We start from the raw sequence: 15,102 nt of genomic DNA on the forward strand, positions 1-15,102 counted from the left end.
CCATGACTTCAGTCTCTTCGGCCGCCCTCACCAACGCCATGCGCTATCAACAGATGCGCATGCAGGCCGACCTCGTCAAAGCCACGAAAGAATCCTCGACCGGCAGGGTCGCCGATGTCGGCCTGGCATTGGGCGGACGCACCGCCCAGTCCGTCACCTTTTCACGCGACCTCGACCGGCTGAACGTGATCGTCGATTCCAACGGGCTGGTCACCGCAAGGCTTGCGTCGACGCAGACGTCGCTCGGCCAGCTCTCCGGCGTGGCGCAGACCTTCCTGTCCGCCCTGACCACCGCATCATCGGGCGACAACTCCAACAGCCTGACGCAGTCGACCGGCCAGACGACCCTCCAGCAGCTGACCTCGATCCTCAACACCAGCGTCAACGGCGAATATCTGTTTGCCGGCACCAACACCGACGTCAAGCCGATCAACGATTTCACGGCCGCCGGCTCACCGGCCAAGGCCGCCTTCGACGCCTCCTTCGTCGCCAAATTCGGCTTCACGCCCAACGATCCGGCAGCGGCCAACATCACCGCCGCCCAGATGGACGATTTCATCACCAACGACGTTGCGCCGCAGTTCCTCGGCGCCGGCTGGCAGACCAATATGTCAAACGCCACCGACCAGCAGATCGTCAGCCGCATCGCGCTCAACGAAACCACCGAGACCTCGACCAGCGCCAACAGTGACGGCATCAGGAAGCTCGCCATGGCCGCGGCAATGGTCTCCAGCCTGATGTCCAGCAACATCAGCCGGGCGGCGAAGGACAGCATCGTCACCCACTCGCAGACACTGGTCGGCGAGGCGCTGAGCGGCATCGCCCAGGTCCAGTCGGAGACCGGTATCGTGCAGAAGCGCGTCTCCGATGCCAGCGACCGCATGAAGACGCAGATCGATCTGTTCGAACGCCATATCCTTGATCTCGAAGCCGTCGACCCGGCCACGGCCGCCACCAGAGTCGCGGATCTGACTCAGCATATCGAGACGTCCTTCGCCCTGACAGCGCGTCTGCAGCAGCTCAGCCTGTTGAATTACCTGACCTGACAACTTCCAGCGGAACGGTAGAGCCGACGATGTATCAATTCTCCTACGCCGATGTCCAAAGCACCTCCGTCTCGGACGCCAAGGACCGTGAGCGCGAACTCCTGACTCGCTCGATCGACATGCTGTCGGCGGCCGCCACGGCCGGCCAGGATTCGATGGAGGCGATCGAGGCGCTGAATTTCACCAACCGCGTCTGGACAATCTTCGTCGAGGATCTTGGCTCCAGCGACAATGCGCTTCCCAAGGAATTGCGTGCCAACCTGATTTCCATCGGCCTTTGGCTGCTGCGCGAGGCGGAGGACATCCGCCAGGGCCGCACAAACAATTTCGAAGGGCTGATCGAAGTGTCCCAGATCATCCGCGACGGCATTCAATGACCAACACGCTGAAGATATCGCTGAAGCCCAACGAGAAGATCTACATCAACGGCGCGGTCATCCGCGTCGACCGTAAGGTCACCATTGAACTGATGAACGACGTGCAGTTCCTGCTCGAAGGTCATGTGATCCAGGCCGACCAGGCGTCGACGCCGCTCAGGCAGCTTTACTTCATCGTGCAGGTCATGCTGATCAACCCGGCCGGCGCTGATGACGCCCGCGAAATGTTCCGCCGCTCGCTGCCGTTGCTCATCGCAAGTTTCGAGGACGCTGATATCTGCAGCGCACTGAAGCAGATCGACCGTATGGTCGGCGAGGATCATATTTACGAGGCATTGAAGGCGATCCGTTCGCTCTATCCTCTCGAACGCCGCGCGCTTGGCGGCAATGACGATGTTCCGGGCGAACCGCGCCCGCTGGCCGTGGGAGCACGCTACTGATGACCGTGGACATGACGACGACGATACCGGTTGGCGCCAATTCGACCACCACGTCGACCTCGAAGACGGCGGTCGACTACCAGTCCTTCCTGAAGCTTCTGATTGCCGAGATGAAGAACCAGGATCCGACCAAGCCGATGGATTCGACGCAGTACGTCGCCCAGCTCGCCACCTTCTCGCAGGTCGAGCAATCGGTGCAGACCAACACCAAGCTCGACCAGATCATGCAGTCCTCGGCGCTGTCGCAGGCCGATGCGATCATCGGCCGCTCGATCACGTCGGCCGACGGCAAGACCACCGGAACAGTGGCTTCGGTGACGCTCGCCAGCAGCGGACTGATCGCGGTGCTGCAAGATGGCACCAAGGTCCCCGTCGGCCCGGGCGTGTCGATCAAGCCGGCAAGCTAGGCCAACCGCCCGCATGAACGAGGCCGACGCCCTCGACATCGTCCAGTACGCGGTGTGGACGGTGCTGACCGCGTCCGCTCCGGTGGTGCTGGTCGCCATGGCGGTCGGCATCGGCATCGCCCTCATCCAGGCGCTGACCCAGATCCAGGAAATCACCCTGACTTTCGTGCCGAAGATTGTCGCCATCATGCTGGTGGTGGCGCTCACAGGCCCGTTCATTGGCGGCCAGATATCGGCCTTCACCAACGTCATCTTCCAGCGCATCCAGAACGGGTTCTGAAGAAGTCGCGGAAAAGCACATTCCGCTTCAGAACATGAAGGCGCGAAAGAACGGCTCCAGCTATCGGCCGATTTCATCGCGGCATGCAAGGCATGCTGCGCGCGGATGAACCCGGCCCCTCACAGCAAAGCTGGCCCTCCTCTATCCCCTTGTTGGACCATGATCTTCCGCGCATGACGTTCGCCCTTTGCGGCGCAATGCCATAGTTTCGGCAAACGATGCGGAGAAACCGCAAGGATCAGCACGCTCTGGCAGGAACCCATCCATGATTGACGAGAAACCGGACAGCGAAGGCGTTTCGGCGCTGGCGCCGTTCCGGCATGGCATTTTCCGCGCCGTCTGGTCGGCAAGTCTCGTTTCCAATTTCGGTGGCCTGATCCAGGGCGTCGGCGCAGCCTGGATGATGACCACGATCGCCACCTCGCCCTATCAGGTCGCCCTGGTCCAGGCCTCGACGACCTTGCCGATCATGTTGTTCGCGCTTGTCGCCGGCGCCATCGCCGACAGCTTCGACCGGCGCAAGGTGATGCTGGTGGCGCAGACCTTCATGCTGGTCGTTTCGGTGCTTCTGACGGTGTTCACCTATTACAATTTGCTCACGCCCTGGACGCTGCTTGCCTTCACTTTCCTGATCGACAGCGGCACGGCGCTCAACAGCCCGTCCTGGCAGGCGTCAGTCGGTGACATGGTTCCCCGCAACAAGGTGCCCGCGGCCGTTGCGCTGAACTCCATGGGCTTCAACCTGACACGCAGCGTCGGCCCGGCGATCGGCGGCATCATCGTCGCGGCTGCCGGCGCCGCGGCCGCCTTCGCGGCGAACGCGGTGAGCTATATCGGCCTCATCATCGTGATGGCCCGCTGGAAGCCGGATGTGCCGGTGTCGACCTTGCCGCGCGAGTCGCTGGGCGCTGCCATGGGTGCCGGCCTGCGCTATGTCGCCATGTCCCCCAATATCGGCAAGGTGCTGGTCAGGGGCGCAGCCTTCGGCTTCTCCGCCGGCGCCGTCCTGGCACTCTTGCCGCTGGTGGCACGCGACGTCGTCAAGGGCGATGCCTTGACCTACGGCATCATGCTGGGCGCCTTCGGCATCGGCGCCGTCGGCGGCGCGCTGATCAGCGTGCGGCTGCGGCAGCTGCTCTCCAGCGAGACGATGGTGCGCTGTGCCTTCGCCGGCTTCGCCGTCTGCGCCTTCAATGGCGCGCTCAGCCATCACGCCTGGCAGACGTCGCTCGGCCTGCTGGTCGGCGGTGCCTGCTGGGTGATCGCGCTCTCGCACTTCAACGTCACCGTGCAGATGGCGACGCCGCGCTGGGTGGTCGGCCGGGTGCTGTCGGTCTACCAGACCGCGACCTTCGGTGGCATCGCGCTGGGCAGCTGGATCTGGGGCGTCGTCGCCGATGCGCATGGCGCCGAGACGGCGCTGATCGCCGCCGCCATCGCCATGCTGGCGGGCGGCGCCATCGGCCTTGTCCTGCCGCTGCCGCAGCAGCAGGTGCTGAACCTCGACCCGCTCAACCGCTTCAAGGAGCCGCATCTGGCGCTCGACCTGAAGCCGCGCAGCGGCCCCATCGCCATCATGATCGAATACATCATCCGCCACGAGGACGAGGCGGAATTCCTCGCCACCATGGCCGAACGCGGCCGCATCCGCCGCCGCGACGGCGCCCGCAACTGGACACTGGCGCGCGATCTCGAAAATCCCTCGATATGGATCGAGCACTACCACACGCCGACCTGGCTCGAATATGTGCGCCACAATGGCCGCATCACCCATGCCGACGCCATGGTCGGCGAGCGCTTGCGGGCGCTGCACAGCGGCGACGAGCCGCCGCGCGTGCGTCGCGTCATCGAGCGTCCGACCACCGCCGGCACAGCACTGGTGATGGCCAAGGGGCCGATCGAGCACTGACCCCGCCTAGCTGATATCAGCCGATCAGCCGGCCGACTGGATCATGTAGAGCTTGCGCGTGGTCTCGCGGATGCGCCATTCGCCCTTCCATCCCCGCGGCAGCACGAGAAGGTCGCCTGGCCCCAGTTCACGCGCCTCGCCGTCGGCGCGGCTCACCTCGACCCGCCCCGAAATGATATGGCATATCTCCGACGAACCCGTGCGGTCGGCGGTGAAGCGGCCGGGCGTGCATTCCCAGATGCCGATGTCGACGGTCCCGTCCGGCGATTGGAAAAGCGAGCGCACCGCCTCGACCTGGTCCCCCTCGATGGAGGTGGGCTTGGGTGAGAACGCGCCGATGTCGGCCTTGGCGAGATCGTGGAAGGTCGAAAGGTCGATCAAACTGGTCTCCATCAGTCAGTGGCCGGTAATGCCGTCGGCGAGCGCGGCCAGTTTCGACGTATGCGCAAGCCCGGCGGCCTCGCGCCCGTCGGCGATGCGATAAAGCTGGTACATCGAATGCACGCCGAGCCAGCGGAACGGCTCCGGCTCCCATGGCCTGACCTTGCGGTTGACCCAGGGCAGCTTTGTAAGCTCGGTGTCCTGGCCGAGGATCAGGTCGGCGAGCGTGCGACCCGAAAGATTGGAGCTCGACACGCCAAGCCCGACATAGCCACCGGCCCAGCCGATGCGGGTCGCGGGATCGAGCCCGACGGTCGTGCACCAGTCGCGCGGCACGCCGAGCACGCCGCACCAGGCGTGCTCGATGCGGCAGCTCGCCGTCTGCGGCAACAGCGTCGTCAGGATCTGATGCAGCTGGTCGATCGTAGCCTGCTGCGTCTGCCCATTGACGTCGGTGCGCGAGCCGTAGCGATAGGGCACGCCGCGCCCGCCCATGGTGATGCGCCCCTCGCGCGTGCGCTGGGCATAGCAATAGGCGTGGGCGGCATTGCCGAGAAGCTCGTGACCCTCCCAGCCGATCTGGCGCCAAAGCGCCTCGGACAGCGGTTCGGTGACGATCTGCGCGCTGTTGAGCGCCAGCCAGGTCCGCTCTTCGCCGGGAATGCCCGCGGTAAAACCTTCTGTCGCGCGGATGATGGTTTCCGCCCGCACCGTGCCGCGGTTCGTCGTCACGCTGCCCTTGGCGATGGCCGTCACCGTCGTCTGTTCGTAGATCGCCACGCCCAGGCGCTCGACGGCGGCGGCAAGTCCACGCACCAGCTTGGCCGGCTGCACCCGCGCCTGGCCGTGGACGACGAAGCCGCCCATGACATTGCGGATGTTGATGCGCGCCCGCGTCGCCGCTTGATCCAGCATCTCGACGCGGGTCGGGTCGAAATCCCAGGCGCGGATCGTTTCGCACTCCGCGCGCGCGCGTTCGAGCTGCGCCGGGTTGGTGGCCACCGTCAGGTTGTCGACGCGGCGGATATCGGCATCGATCCCTTCCGCGCTCGCCACCCGGATCACCTCGTCGACGCAGCCCGCCATGGCCGCCTGCATGGCGCTGACACCTTGCCGGGTCGAGGTCTTGAGATATTTTTCGCGCGACCAGGAGAAGCCGCCCGACAGCCAGCCGCCATTGCGGCCCGAAGCGCCGAAACCGGCAAACTCGCGCTCGATCAGCGCGATGCGCAGCGAGGGCCTCGCCTTCTTCAGATAATAGGCGGTCCACAGGCCGGTATAGCCGGCACCGACGATCGCGACATCTGCCTCGATATCACCGGGCAAGGGTGGCCGGGGCGCGGGAACCCCTCCCAGGTCCGCATACCAGAACGATATGTCGCCGTTGCGCTTGGCTTGCATGGGATGACTTTCGAATTGATTGGATCAGGTCAGCGTCGCGTCGGCCGAGCTGTCGTCGGCCAGAAGCTTGGCGTCGGCACCGTCGAAGCAGAGCTCCACCTTGTCGCCAAGGCCGAAGCTGTCGCCGGTCAGCGGTGAGCGCACAATCGCCACGGAGCCGTCGGCGAGCCTGACTTCGTATTTCGATCCCGAGCCGAGATAGATGGCCTCCGCGATCGTCCCCGGCAGCCGGTTGGTGGTGCCTGCCGCGTCCTGGCCGGACCGGCGGATGGCGAGCTTTTCGGGGCGCAGCAACATGACCGGGCTGGCTTCGCCGGCGATCCGGCGCGGTGCCGTCACCGTCTCGCCGGCAATGCGCAGCGCCGTGCTCGTGCCGTCGCTTCGCGCCTCTCCGCGCAGCACCGTGGAGTCGCCGATGAAGCGGCCGACGAACAGCGTCGCCGGTTCGTCGTAGAGTTCGCGGCCGGTGCCGACCTGCTCGATGCGCCCGCGATTGAACACGGCGATGCGGTCCGACAGAACCAGCGCCTCCTCCTGGTCGTGCGTCACATAGACGAAGGTGGTGCCGAGCTCGCGGTGAATGCGCTTGATCTCGAGCTGCAGCCATTCGCGCAGCTTCTTGTCGAGCGCGCCGAGCGGCTCGTCCATCAGCAACAGCGGTGGGTCGAAGACGATGGCGCGGGCCAGCGCCACGCGCTGTTGCTGTCCGCCCGACAATTCGCTGGGATAGCGATGCGCGAAGTCGCCCATCTTGACCATGTCGAGCGCCCTTGCCACGCGCGCCTTTCGCTCTGCCTGATCGACGCCGCGCAGCGTCAGCGGATAGGCGACGTTGCGGCCGACGCTCATATGCGGGAACAGCGCGTAGTGCTGGAAGACGACACCGATGTTGCGCTTGTGCGCCGGCACGCCGACGACGTTCCTGCCGCCGACCAGCAGCTTGCCGCTCGTCAGATCGGTGAAGCCGGCCACGACATTCAGCGTCGTGGTCTTGCCGGAACCGCTCGGGCCGAGCAGCGTCATGAACTCGCCGGGCTCGATGCGCAGCGACACGCCGTCCAACGCCTTGAAGCCGCCATACGCCTTGCTGATCGATTCGAGATCGATCGCCGCGCCCTTGCTCTCCTGTCCCGGCTTCATAGGGGTCCTTTCCGCTCGCGGCCAAGAAGAAGCATGCCGCCGCCGATCAGGATCGTGGTGGCCAAAAGCAGGATCGTCCCGACGGCGGCAACCGTCGGGTCGGCGTCGCGGGTAATGGAAGAGAATATCTGCACGGGCAAGGTCTTGAGGTAGGGGTTGGTGATGAACAGCGACACGACGATCTCGTCGAAGGAGGTGGCGAAGGCAAAGAGCAGGCCGGACAGGATGCCCGGCAGGATCAGCGGCAAGGTCACCGTGCGGAACGCGGTCAGCGCTCCCGCGCCGAGGCTCGCCGCCGCCGTCTCGAGGCGCCGGTCGAACACTTCGAGGCTGGCGGAGACCGCGATCAGCACGAAGGGAAGCGCAAGGATGGTGTGGGCGAGGACAAAGCCAGTCAGCGTTCCGACGAGATGGGCGTCGAGATAAACGGCGTAGATTCCAATGGCCAGCACAACGCCGGGGACCACCATAGGCGTCAGCATGAGCATGCGCAGGAGGTTGGCCGGCCGCGCTTTCATGCGGTCGAGGCCGAAGGCGGCAAGCGTGCCGAGCACTGTCGCCAGCGCCGCCACGATCGAGGCGACCTTCACCGAGTTCAGGAAGCTCGACATCCAGTCCGGATTGGTGAAGAAGTTCTGGTACCATTGCCAGGAGAAACCCTGCGGCGGGAAGGCGAGCGACTTGTTCTCGTTGAACGACATCGGCACGACGACCAGCGTCGGCGCGACAAGCCATATCGCCACCAGCAGGCAGACGAGGCCGAGGATGACGCGTGTGAGCGGCTTCATTTCCATCAGCGCCGCCCCGCTTCCCGGTACCTGGACCGCATCACCGGCGCCGCAAGCGCCAGGAGCACGAAGGTGGTGACCAAAAGCACCACGCCCATGGCACCGCCGCGGCCCCATTGCAAAAGGCTCAGCACCTGGGTCTGCACCAGCGTCGACAGCATGGTCGAGCGCGGGCCGCCGAGCAGTGCCGGCGTGATGTAGAAGCCCAGCGCCAGGATGAAGACGATGATCGCGCCGGCATAGACGCCCGGCAGCGACAGCGGCAGGTACACCGTAAAGAACGCGCGCGAAGGCCGGGCGCCCAGGCTTTGCGCCGCCCGCATCAGCCTGAGGTCGATGCCTTTCATCACCGAATAGAGCGGCAGGATCATGAAGGGCAACAGCACCTGCGCCATGCCGATGACCACGCCGGTCTGGGTGCGGATCAGACGGATGCCGTCGAACCCGGCCGCGCGCAGCAGCGAATTGATGACACCCGAATCCTGCAAGAGGATAACCCAGGAGAGCGTGCGAACCACCCCGCTCACCCAGAACGGGATGAGCACGCAGAGCACCAGGACGAGCCGCGCACGTGGCCCGACGGCGGTCATCAGATAGGCATAAGGATAGGCGCAGACCACGCAGACGATCGTAACCCATGCCGAGATGACAAAGGTGCGTTGGAGCACCGTGAGATTGACGGGCGCACCGAAGAACCAGAGGTAATTCTGCACGCCCCATTGCGGCTCCGAGAGGCTGCGCAACACGATGGTGAGCAGCGGATAGCCGATGACGGCTGCCAGCAGAATCAGCGCCGGCAGCGTGAGAGCGAACGGCCGCGATAGCCAACCCCGTTTCAGGACGGAAGGCGTTGTCGGTTCGAGCGCGCTCACGGGCTTTGCCTCCGCCAGCCGGTCAGTTGCCGGCCATCAGCGCCGACCACTTTTCCTGCGCCACCGCGAAGTTCGGAACCCAGAACTTGAAATTCTGCTTGTAGCCCTGCTTCTGGCGCTCCGGCGTGTTGGTCAGGGAGGCGGAGACGGAAGCGTCGACCTTGGGCTGCGCGTCGCTGTTGATCGGCGTGTAGGACGTCTGCTCCGCCAGAACCTCCTGTGCATGCTTGCCGAGATACGCATTGAGCAGCGCGTAGGATGCGTCCGTATCCTTGACGCCGACCGGGATCGTCATCTGGTCCATCACCACCAGCCAATCCTGCCAGGCCGGCGCGTATTTGGCGCCGTTCTTGACCGCGGTCATGGCGCGGCCGGTCCACATCATCAGCATGTCGGCCTCGCCGGACTCCGCCAGCTGCTGCGATTCAGCACCCGTCTTCCAGAAGATGGTATCGGGGCCGAGCTTGCGGACCACATCGATGGCCTTGTCGATATCGGCCACCGTCATCGCCTTCGGATCGCCGCCGGCGACCTTAAGCGCCTGTTCGAGCAAGCCGCCCGTCGGGCTGCCGGAGCCGTCGATCCCGCGCACGCCCGGGAACTTTGCCGTATCGAAGAAGTCTGCCCAGCTCTTGGGCGGGTTATCCTTGTACTTCTCCTTGTTGTACATCAGCACGACGCCGTAGTTCATCGCCGGCACCGAGCACTCGCCGACCTGGCCTTCCGGGATTTTCGAGACGTCGAGCTTCGTCAGATCCAGCTTCTGGAACAGCTTGCCGCAATAGACGTAAGGCGGCAGGTCGTCGGTATCCACAACATCCCAGGTGACATTGCCGGACTCGACCTGCGCCTGCAGCTTGGCGATCTCGGTCGGACCGTCATTGAGCAGCTTGACGCCGGACTTGTCGACGAACTCCTTCAGCGCGGCCGCCTGGCCGTCCTGGTAGATGCCGCCATAGGAGACGAACGTCAGGGTCTTGCCCTTCAGCGACCCCTCCTTGACCTCACCCGCAACCGGCTTCTCCTGTGCGAACGCTGCGGTTGCCAGCACGCCAAGCGCCATCACGGCGCTGAGATACAAAGCTTTCGTTTTCTGCATGATTGTCATTCTCCCATTGATGCCCGCATTGGATTGGACCTACCTGGCCGCGAGCGGTTTCCAGGCCGTGTATTGATCAAGCTCGGCGCGCACCGAGGTCGGCGGCGCGATGATCCACATCACTTCGGCTCGGCCACTGCCGATGTTCTCTGAGCGATGCGGTGTCGAAGTCGTGTATTCGATGCTGTCGCCCTCCTCGAGGACGTGACGGGCGTCGCCGAGCGAGACCTCGACGACCCCGCGCAGCACGACGAGCATCTCCTGCGCGTCGCCGTGGGTGTAACGATCGGGCCCGGTCGAGCCGCCAATGTCGAATTCCCCGACATAGACCTCCATATCGCTCAGCGGCGGACGCGACAGCAGCATCTTGCGGCAGCCGTCGCTGGGCGGCAGGCTCGGCCGCTCGCTTCGTCTCAGAACGCCATGGTTTTGCGCCGTGCTTTCCTCGAACAGCATGGCGACGCTGACGCCGAGCGCCGAGGCCATCTGGTTGAGCGAGGCGGTGCTGGCCCCTGTCAGGCCGCGTTCGAGCTGGCTGATGAAACTGGCGCTCGTCCCGGTTGCTTCCGCAAGCTCCCGCAGGGACAGCCTGCGGGCGAGGCGAAGGCTCTTGAGGCGCATGCCCAGCACTTGGTGGGCGTGCGTCGCGGCCGGTGTCTCGCCCGTTTTCGCCGAAGCCTTGTCCGACCCCTTGCTCATGCCGTCTCCTCACCGCACTTAACACTATGTACAGTACCACTGTACAACTGACAAGCCATCCATGGGCGCCAGCACGGCGCCACTAGCTGGGCCAGCCTGCAAGTCGGAGAGGTCGCATGAGTAAGCCGCGCAGCCGATTGACAAGGGGACGCGTAGGGAGAAGCCTTATCCTTCGCCCGAAAGGTCCCGGCGTGCCTTTTCGAGTTCCTCGGCATAGCGCCGCATCAGGTGGCCCTCGGTGAGCAGACCGAGCACGATGTGGTCGGTGAAATCCTCGACGACGGCCAGTTCCTCGGCGCCGGCGCGCTGGAACGTCTCGGCGGCGGTCTGCACGTTCATGCTGGGCACCAGGACGGCATCCTTGTACTGCGCGAGATCGCGCACCGGCACCTCGCCGCCGGCGGGATCGCTATGCAGTTCGGCTACGATCAGCACGCCGACATACTGGTCGCCCGGGTCGACGGCGATGACGCGCTGCGCCGAACCCAGCGGGATCTGCTTGCGGAAGTCCGCCAGCGTCGTCGCGGCATCGATGGTCTTGATGTCCTTGCGCATCATCGAGCCGACGGTCAGGCTGCGCATCCAACCGACATCGTGGGCGCTGCGGATCGTCTCGCCGCGCAGATGGAAGCGCCATGTCGAGAATGAATAGCCGAAGGTTTCGCGCACCAGGATCGCCGCCATGATCGAGGCGGCCAGCACGACCCCGGTAAGCGTCAGGTCGCGGGTCGATTCCAGCGCCAGGAAGGTCATCGTCAGCGGGCCGCCGACGACACCGACGGCAAGCGAGGTCATGCCGACGACGGCGGCAACCGAAGGGTCGATACCGGTCGCCGGGGAAACCAACGCCATCACCCCGGCGAATGCCTTGCCGAGCAGCGCGCCGAGGAACAGCGAGGCGAAGAACAGGCCGCCGCGAAAGCCGGAGCCCAGCGAGATGGCCGACGCCGCCAATTTCAGCACGAAGACGCTGGCCACCACGGTCAGCCCGTAGTTCATGGCGAATTCGCGGTGCAGCGCGCCATGGCCGCTGGACAGCACCTGCGGCGTGATCAGCCCCAGCAGGCCGACGATGACACCGCCGACGACGGGGCGCAGCGAGGCATCGACCGACAGCCTGTTGAAACCGCGCTCGATCAGCGTCACCAGTTGCATGATGGCGATCGAGGCCGCGCCGCCCAGCAGCCCGAGCAGCAGGAACGGCACATATTGGCTGGCGGTCAGTTGCGGCAGCCCAGAAAGCTCCAACGGAAACGGCACGCCGCCGAACATTTCCGCGGTCAGCGAGGCGGAGATCGCGGCCGTCATGACAGGTGCGACATTGGCGACCGAGTAGATGCCGATGACCAGTTCGAAACCGTAGAAGGCGCCGGTCAGCGGCGCGTCGAACGCGGCGGCGATGGCCCCGGCCGCACCGCAGCCGACAAGGACGCGGACATCGTTGCGGCGCAGCCTGAAGATGCGCGCCAGCCGCGACGCCAGGCCGGAGCCGACCTGCGTGTAGCCGGCTTCCAGGCCGACCGAAGCGCCGAAGCCGCTGGAGATCATCGTCTGGCCGGCGATGATGAAGGTGTCGGTCAGCGACATGCGACCGCCATAGAGCGCGTTGGCCTCGATCGGATCGACCGGGGTGCGGAATTTGCGCAGCCGCAGCCATATCACCGTCAACCCAAGCAGGGCGCCGCCGATCGCCGGGATCAGAGCCTGCATGGGATTGGCGAGCGAGAACATGCCGGAAAGCCGGCCGCCGGGCTGAACGCCGAACAACAGCCCGTGTAGATCCTGCACGATCTGGCTCATCGCCGTGACCAGTATGCCCGCCATGACGCCGACGACGCCCGCCAGCATGACCACGGCGATGCCGCGCGCCTCGAGCAGCGGAATTGATCGCAGAAGCACCGCGCGCAGCCGGCGGGCATAGACTTGTGGCTGGTTTCTGGAAAGCACTCGGGCGGCTCGCCGATATCAAAGGGCAGACCTGCCTGATACGCCGGGTGGCACGGCATGACAACCACAATGGCGACATCAAAGGCGCCATTATGGCCGTGAAACCGGCTGACGAGGTCTTCCCGCTATAATCGGGAGGCAATCGGTTCTGTCGTCAGTCCGGTATGGTCAGCGCCCCGCAATCATCGTCGGCGATGAATGTCGCCAGCAATTCGGCGGGCTCGGTGGTGCTGGCATTCTCGGCGAAGAGATGGACGGTGCCAGGCGGCTCGAACCATGTCTGCCCCGCGCTGTAGGTACCGGCGGGACTCCCTTGTAGCTGTGAGCGCAACGTGCCCTTCAGGACGAAGGCGCTTACCGAGCCCGGATGCCGGTGGCGAGGCGTGAAACCGTTTGGCGGAAACGCCACGATCGCGGTGGTGATCGACTTGCCCGGCACGTTGGGCAGTCTCTCGCAGGAGATCGGCGTCACGACCGTCTTCGGCCGTGCCCGGGCGGTGTCGTCCGCATCGGCGTTTGCCATATGTATGTGCGTTTCCATGCCGTCAGGCACGACGCCTGTGAAACCCGGGCCGGCCCACTTTGCCGCAAGCGCGAACAGGACCGCTACGGCGCTGATGGCGATAAGAGATTGGCCGGTGCGCAAGCGACCTTGATTGCCGATCATATCGATGTCTCCGAATTCAGGCAGGCAAACGGAAGTCCGGGCGCCAGCCGAGTTCATCGACCGCTTTCTGCGTCGAGACCGCCGGGTTGGGTTCCGCCACGTTGAAGGCGCCCGGCGCACCCTTGTCGAGCGCGAGCAGCGCGGCATAGGCGGCGGCATCGACATGCACCGGCGATGCGCCGGCGGCCGTATCGGTTCCTGTTCCCGGCCCATAGAGCTGGCCATATCGCAGCACGACGCCGGCGAATGGCGCGTTGAGAACGGCTTTTTCCAGGGCAATGACGCCACCGACGCTGATGCCGCGATTGCCGCTCGCGCCGCCATCCAACGGGTCGGCTTCGTCATGCGGTTCCGGGCCTGGTGCATAGGCCCAGGCGATGCTTTGCGCCACCATGCGCCGGACACCGGACGCGACGGCGGCCGCGACCAGATTGCGCGTGCCTTCGTCGCGGATGCGGGCATTGCGCACGACCGCCTCGCCCATCCGGCTCGGATCCAGCCCTGGCGGCAGGTCGGTCAGTTGATGGACGACGATATCAGGCTTGGCGGCGAGCATCGCGCGCGAGAGCGCCTCGGCATCGAAGACGTCCACGACGACCGGCCCGACTCCGAGGGCGCGCAATTTCGCGGCCTTGTCCGCGTTGCGCGTCGTGCCCGTCACCTGATGGCCGGCGGCCAGAAGTTGCGGGATCAGTCGCTGGCCGATGGCGCCGGAGGCGCCGGCAAGAAAGATCCGATGACCCATCGTCAGGGACTCCTTAATGTCCTAATATCAGTGCACGAACAACATATAAGAGCTCTTACATTATGCGCAAGCCGAATCCGCACGCATCGATACCCGCCCCCGGCGAAGGCAAACGCGGCGAGGAAGGCTATCTCGGCTATCTCCTGCGCCAGGCCGCCGGCGCGCATCGGCTCAGGATGGACAGGGCACTGGGCGATCTCGGCGTGACGCAGCCGCAATTTGCCACGCTGACCATGCTTGCGGCCTATCCCGGCCTCTCCAATGCCGATCTGGCCCGGATGGCGCTGCTCACCCCGCAAACGCTCAGCGTCATCGTCGCCAATCTCGAACGGGCCGGCTCGCTGGTGCGCAAGCCGCATGCCGTGCATGGCCGCATCCAGCACATCGATCTCAGCGACAGCGGTCGCGCACTGCTGCACGCCTGCCGTCTGCGCGTGCAGGCGATCGAGAGCGAGCTGACGCAGGGGCTGTCGGAAGCGGAAGAACGCGCCGTCAGGCGCTGGCTGGTCGGCGTCGCCACAGCCGCCACAGCCAAGTCCTGATTGCCCCCGGTTGCTGTCCAGCCGAGAGCGGTCGATCAGGTCGGCATGGGCTCACCGGCTTCATACAGCACGAGATTGCGCTCGCCGATACCAAGCGCCGGCCAGCTCGCGCGCCACTCGGCGATGTGCGGCGAGCGGAAATGCGCATCGAGCGCGGCCCTGTCGCGCCACACCTCGGTGACCCGGATCAGCCCCGCATCGAGCACGTCGCGCGCATAGGAATATTCCAAGCAGCCATCCTCGGCGCGGCTGCCCGAGATCATGCGCTCCATCACCGGCCTTGCTTCCTCCAGCTTTCCGGCAGGCAAACGGATCGTGCCGATGATCAGAAGCATGGGTCTTCCTTCTTGCGGGATCGTCGA

The 15,102-nt window shown here is 65.1% G+C and carries 18 protein-coding genes; 7 read left to right on the plus strand and 11 right to left on the minus strand.

Annotated features, from left to right (window positions below; translation table 11 throughout):
• Positions 1 to 2 precede the first annotated feature (2 nt).
• The 6 genes from ACVILI_RS30040 (at position 3) to ACVILI_RS30065 (ending at position 4,459) form a co-directional block, all read left to right on the plus strand.
• The gene (locus ACVILI_RS30040; protein ID WP_019860972.1) at positions 3 to 1,046 is read left to right on the plus strand and encodes a flagellar hook-associated family protein; all 1,044 of its coding nucleotides are present in this window, start codon (positions 3 to 5) and stop codon (positions 1,044 to 1,046) included.
• Positions 1,047 to 1,075: 29 nt separating this feature from the next.
• Complete coding sequence (gene flaF, locus ACVILI_RS30045; protein ID WP_019860973.1) at positions 1,076 to 1,423, plus strand: flagellar biosynthesis regulator FlaF; 348 nt, start codon at positions 1,076 to 1,078, stop codon at positions 1,421 to 1,423.
• Positions 1,420 to 1,863, plus strand: a complete 444-nt coding sequence (gene flbT, locus ACVILI_RS30050; protein WP_038649334.1) for a flagellar biosynthesis repressor FlbT — start codon at positions 1,420 to 1,422, stop codon at positions 1,861 to 1,863. The genes flaF and flbT overlap by 4 nt, the downstream gene beginning before the upstream one ends.
• Positions 1,863 to 2,270, plus strand: a complete 408-nt coding sequence (gene flgD / locus ACVILI_RS30055; protein ID WP_019860975.1) for a flagellar hook assembly protein FlgD — start codon at positions 1,863 to 1,865, stop codon at positions 2,268 to 2,270. Before flbT ends, flgD begins: the two co-directional genes overlap by 1 nt.
• Positions 2,271 to 2,283: 13 nt before the next feature.
• A complete protein-coding gene (fliQ, locus tag ACVILI_RS30060; protein WP_010911298.1) occupies positions 2,284 to 2,550 on the plus strand; it encodes a flagellar biosynthesis protein FliQ in 267 nt (88 codons plus the stop codon).
• Positions 2,551 to 2,815: 265 nt separating this feature from the next.
• A complete protein-coding gene (locus tag ACVILI_RS30065; protein WP_019860977.1) occupies positions 2,816 to 4,459 on the plus strand; it encodes an MFS transporter in 1,644 nt (547 codons plus the stop codon).
• A gap of 24 nt (positions 4,460 to 4,483) precedes the next feature.
• Here ACVILI_RS30065 and ACVILI_RS30070 read toward each other — a convergent pair whose 3' ends face one another.
• From ACVILI_RS30070 to ACVILI_RS30115, 10 genes are all read right to left on the minus strand, one after another.
• Positions 4,484 to 4,852, minus strand: coding sequence for a cupin domain-containing protein (locus ACVILI_RS30070; RefSeq protein ID WP_019860978.1), 369 nt, complete (start codon positions 4,850 to 4,852; stop codon positions 4,484 to 4,486).
• Positions 4,853 to 4,855: 3 nt separating this feature from the next.
• Complete coding sequence (locus ACVILI_RS30075) at positions 4,856 to 6,241, minus strand: NAD(P)/FAD-dependent oxidoreductase (RefSeq protein WP_038649337.1); 1,386 nt, start codon at positions 6,239 to 6,241, stop codon at positions 4,856 to 4,858.
• Between the two features lie 24 nt (positions 6,242 to 6,265).
• Positions 6,266 to 7,381 (minus strand): ABC transporter ATP-binding protein, encoded by a 1,116-nt coding sequence (locus ACVILI_RS30080; RefSeq protein ID WP_019860981.1) that lies wholly within the window; start codon positions 7,379 to 7,381, stop codon positions 6,266 to 6,268.
• The gene (locus ACVILI_RS30085) at positions 7,378 to 8,175 is read right to left on the minus strand and encodes an ABC transporter permease (protein ID WP_038649340.1); all 798 of its coding nucleotides are present in this window, start codon (positions 8,173 to 8,175) and stop codon (positions 7,378 to 7,380) included. Before ACVILI_RS30085 ends, ACVILI_RS30080 begins: the two co-directional genes overlap by 4 nt.
• Positions 8,175 to 9,041, minus strand: coding sequence for an ABC transporter permease (locus ACVILI_RS30090; RefSeq protein WP_038649343.1), 867 nt, complete (start codon positions 9,039 to 9,041; stop codon positions 8,175 to 8,177). Before ACVILI_RS30090 ends, ACVILI_RS30085 begins: the two co-directional genes overlap by 1 nt.
• Positions 9,042 to 9,063: 22 nt before the next feature.
• Positions 9,064 to 10,140, minus strand: coding sequence for an extracellular solute-binding protein (locus ACVILI_RS30095; protein ID WP_457102718.1), 1,077 nt, complete (start codon positions 10,138 to 10,140; stop codon positions 9,064 to 9,066).
• Positions 10,141 to 10,179: 39 nt separating this feature from the next.
• Positions 10,180 to 10,839 carry a helix-turn-helix domain-containing protein gene (locus ACVILI_RS30100; protein WP_019860989.1) on the minus strand — a complete coding sequence of 220 codons (660 nt, stop codon included), beginning with the start codon at positions 10,837 to 10,839 and terminating at the stop codon, positions 10,180 to 10,182.
• 165 nt (positions 10,840 to 11,004) lie between these two features.
• A complete protein-coding gene (locus tag ACVILI_RS30105) occupies positions 11,005 to 12,786 on the minus strand; it encodes a chloride channel protein (RefSeq protein WP_019860990.1) in 1,782 nt (593 codons plus the stop codon).
• Positions 12,787 to 12,940: 154 nt separating this feature from the next.
• Positions 12,941 to 13,453 carry a cupin domain-containing protein gene (locus ACVILI_RS30110; protein WP_019860991.1) on the minus strand — a complete coding sequence of 171 codons (513 nt, stop codon included), beginning with the start codon at positions 13,451 to 13,453 and terminating at the stop codon, positions 12,941 to 12,943.
• A 16-nt stretch (positions 13,454 to 13,469) separates the two neighbouring features.
• The gene (locus ACVILI_RS30115) at positions 13,470 to 14,198 is read right to left on the minus strand and encodes an NAD-dependent epimerase/dehydratase family protein (protein WP_038649347.1); all 729 of its coding nucleotides are present in this window, start codon (positions 14,196 to 14,198) and stop codon (positions 13,470 to 13,472) included.
• Between the two features lie 62 nt (positions 14,199 to 14,260).
• Between ACVILI_RS30115 and ACVILI_RS30120 the strand changes: the two genes are divergently transcribed.
• On the plus strand, positions 14,261 to 14,740 hold the full coding sequence (locus ACVILI_RS30120) for a MarR family winged helix-turn-helix transcriptional regulator (RefSeq protein ID WP_019860993.1): 480 nt from the start codon (positions 14,261 to 14,263) through the stop codon (positions 14,738 to 14,740).
• 35 nt (positions 14,741 to 14,775) lie between these two features.
• Here ACVILI_RS30120 and ACVILI_RS30125 read toward each other — a convergent pair whose 3' ends face one another.
• Positions 14,776 to 15,075 carry a putative quinol monooxygenase gene (locus ACVILI_RS30125; RefSeq protein ID WP_019860995.1) on the minus strand — a complete coding sequence of 100 codons (300 nt, stop codon included), beginning with the start codon at positions 15,073 to 15,075 and terminating at the stop codon, positions 14,776 to 14,778.
• Positions 15,076 to 15,102: the final 27 nt, after the last annotated feature.

The sequence above is a fragment of the Mesorhizobium sp. USDA 4775 genome (assembly GCF_054062655.1).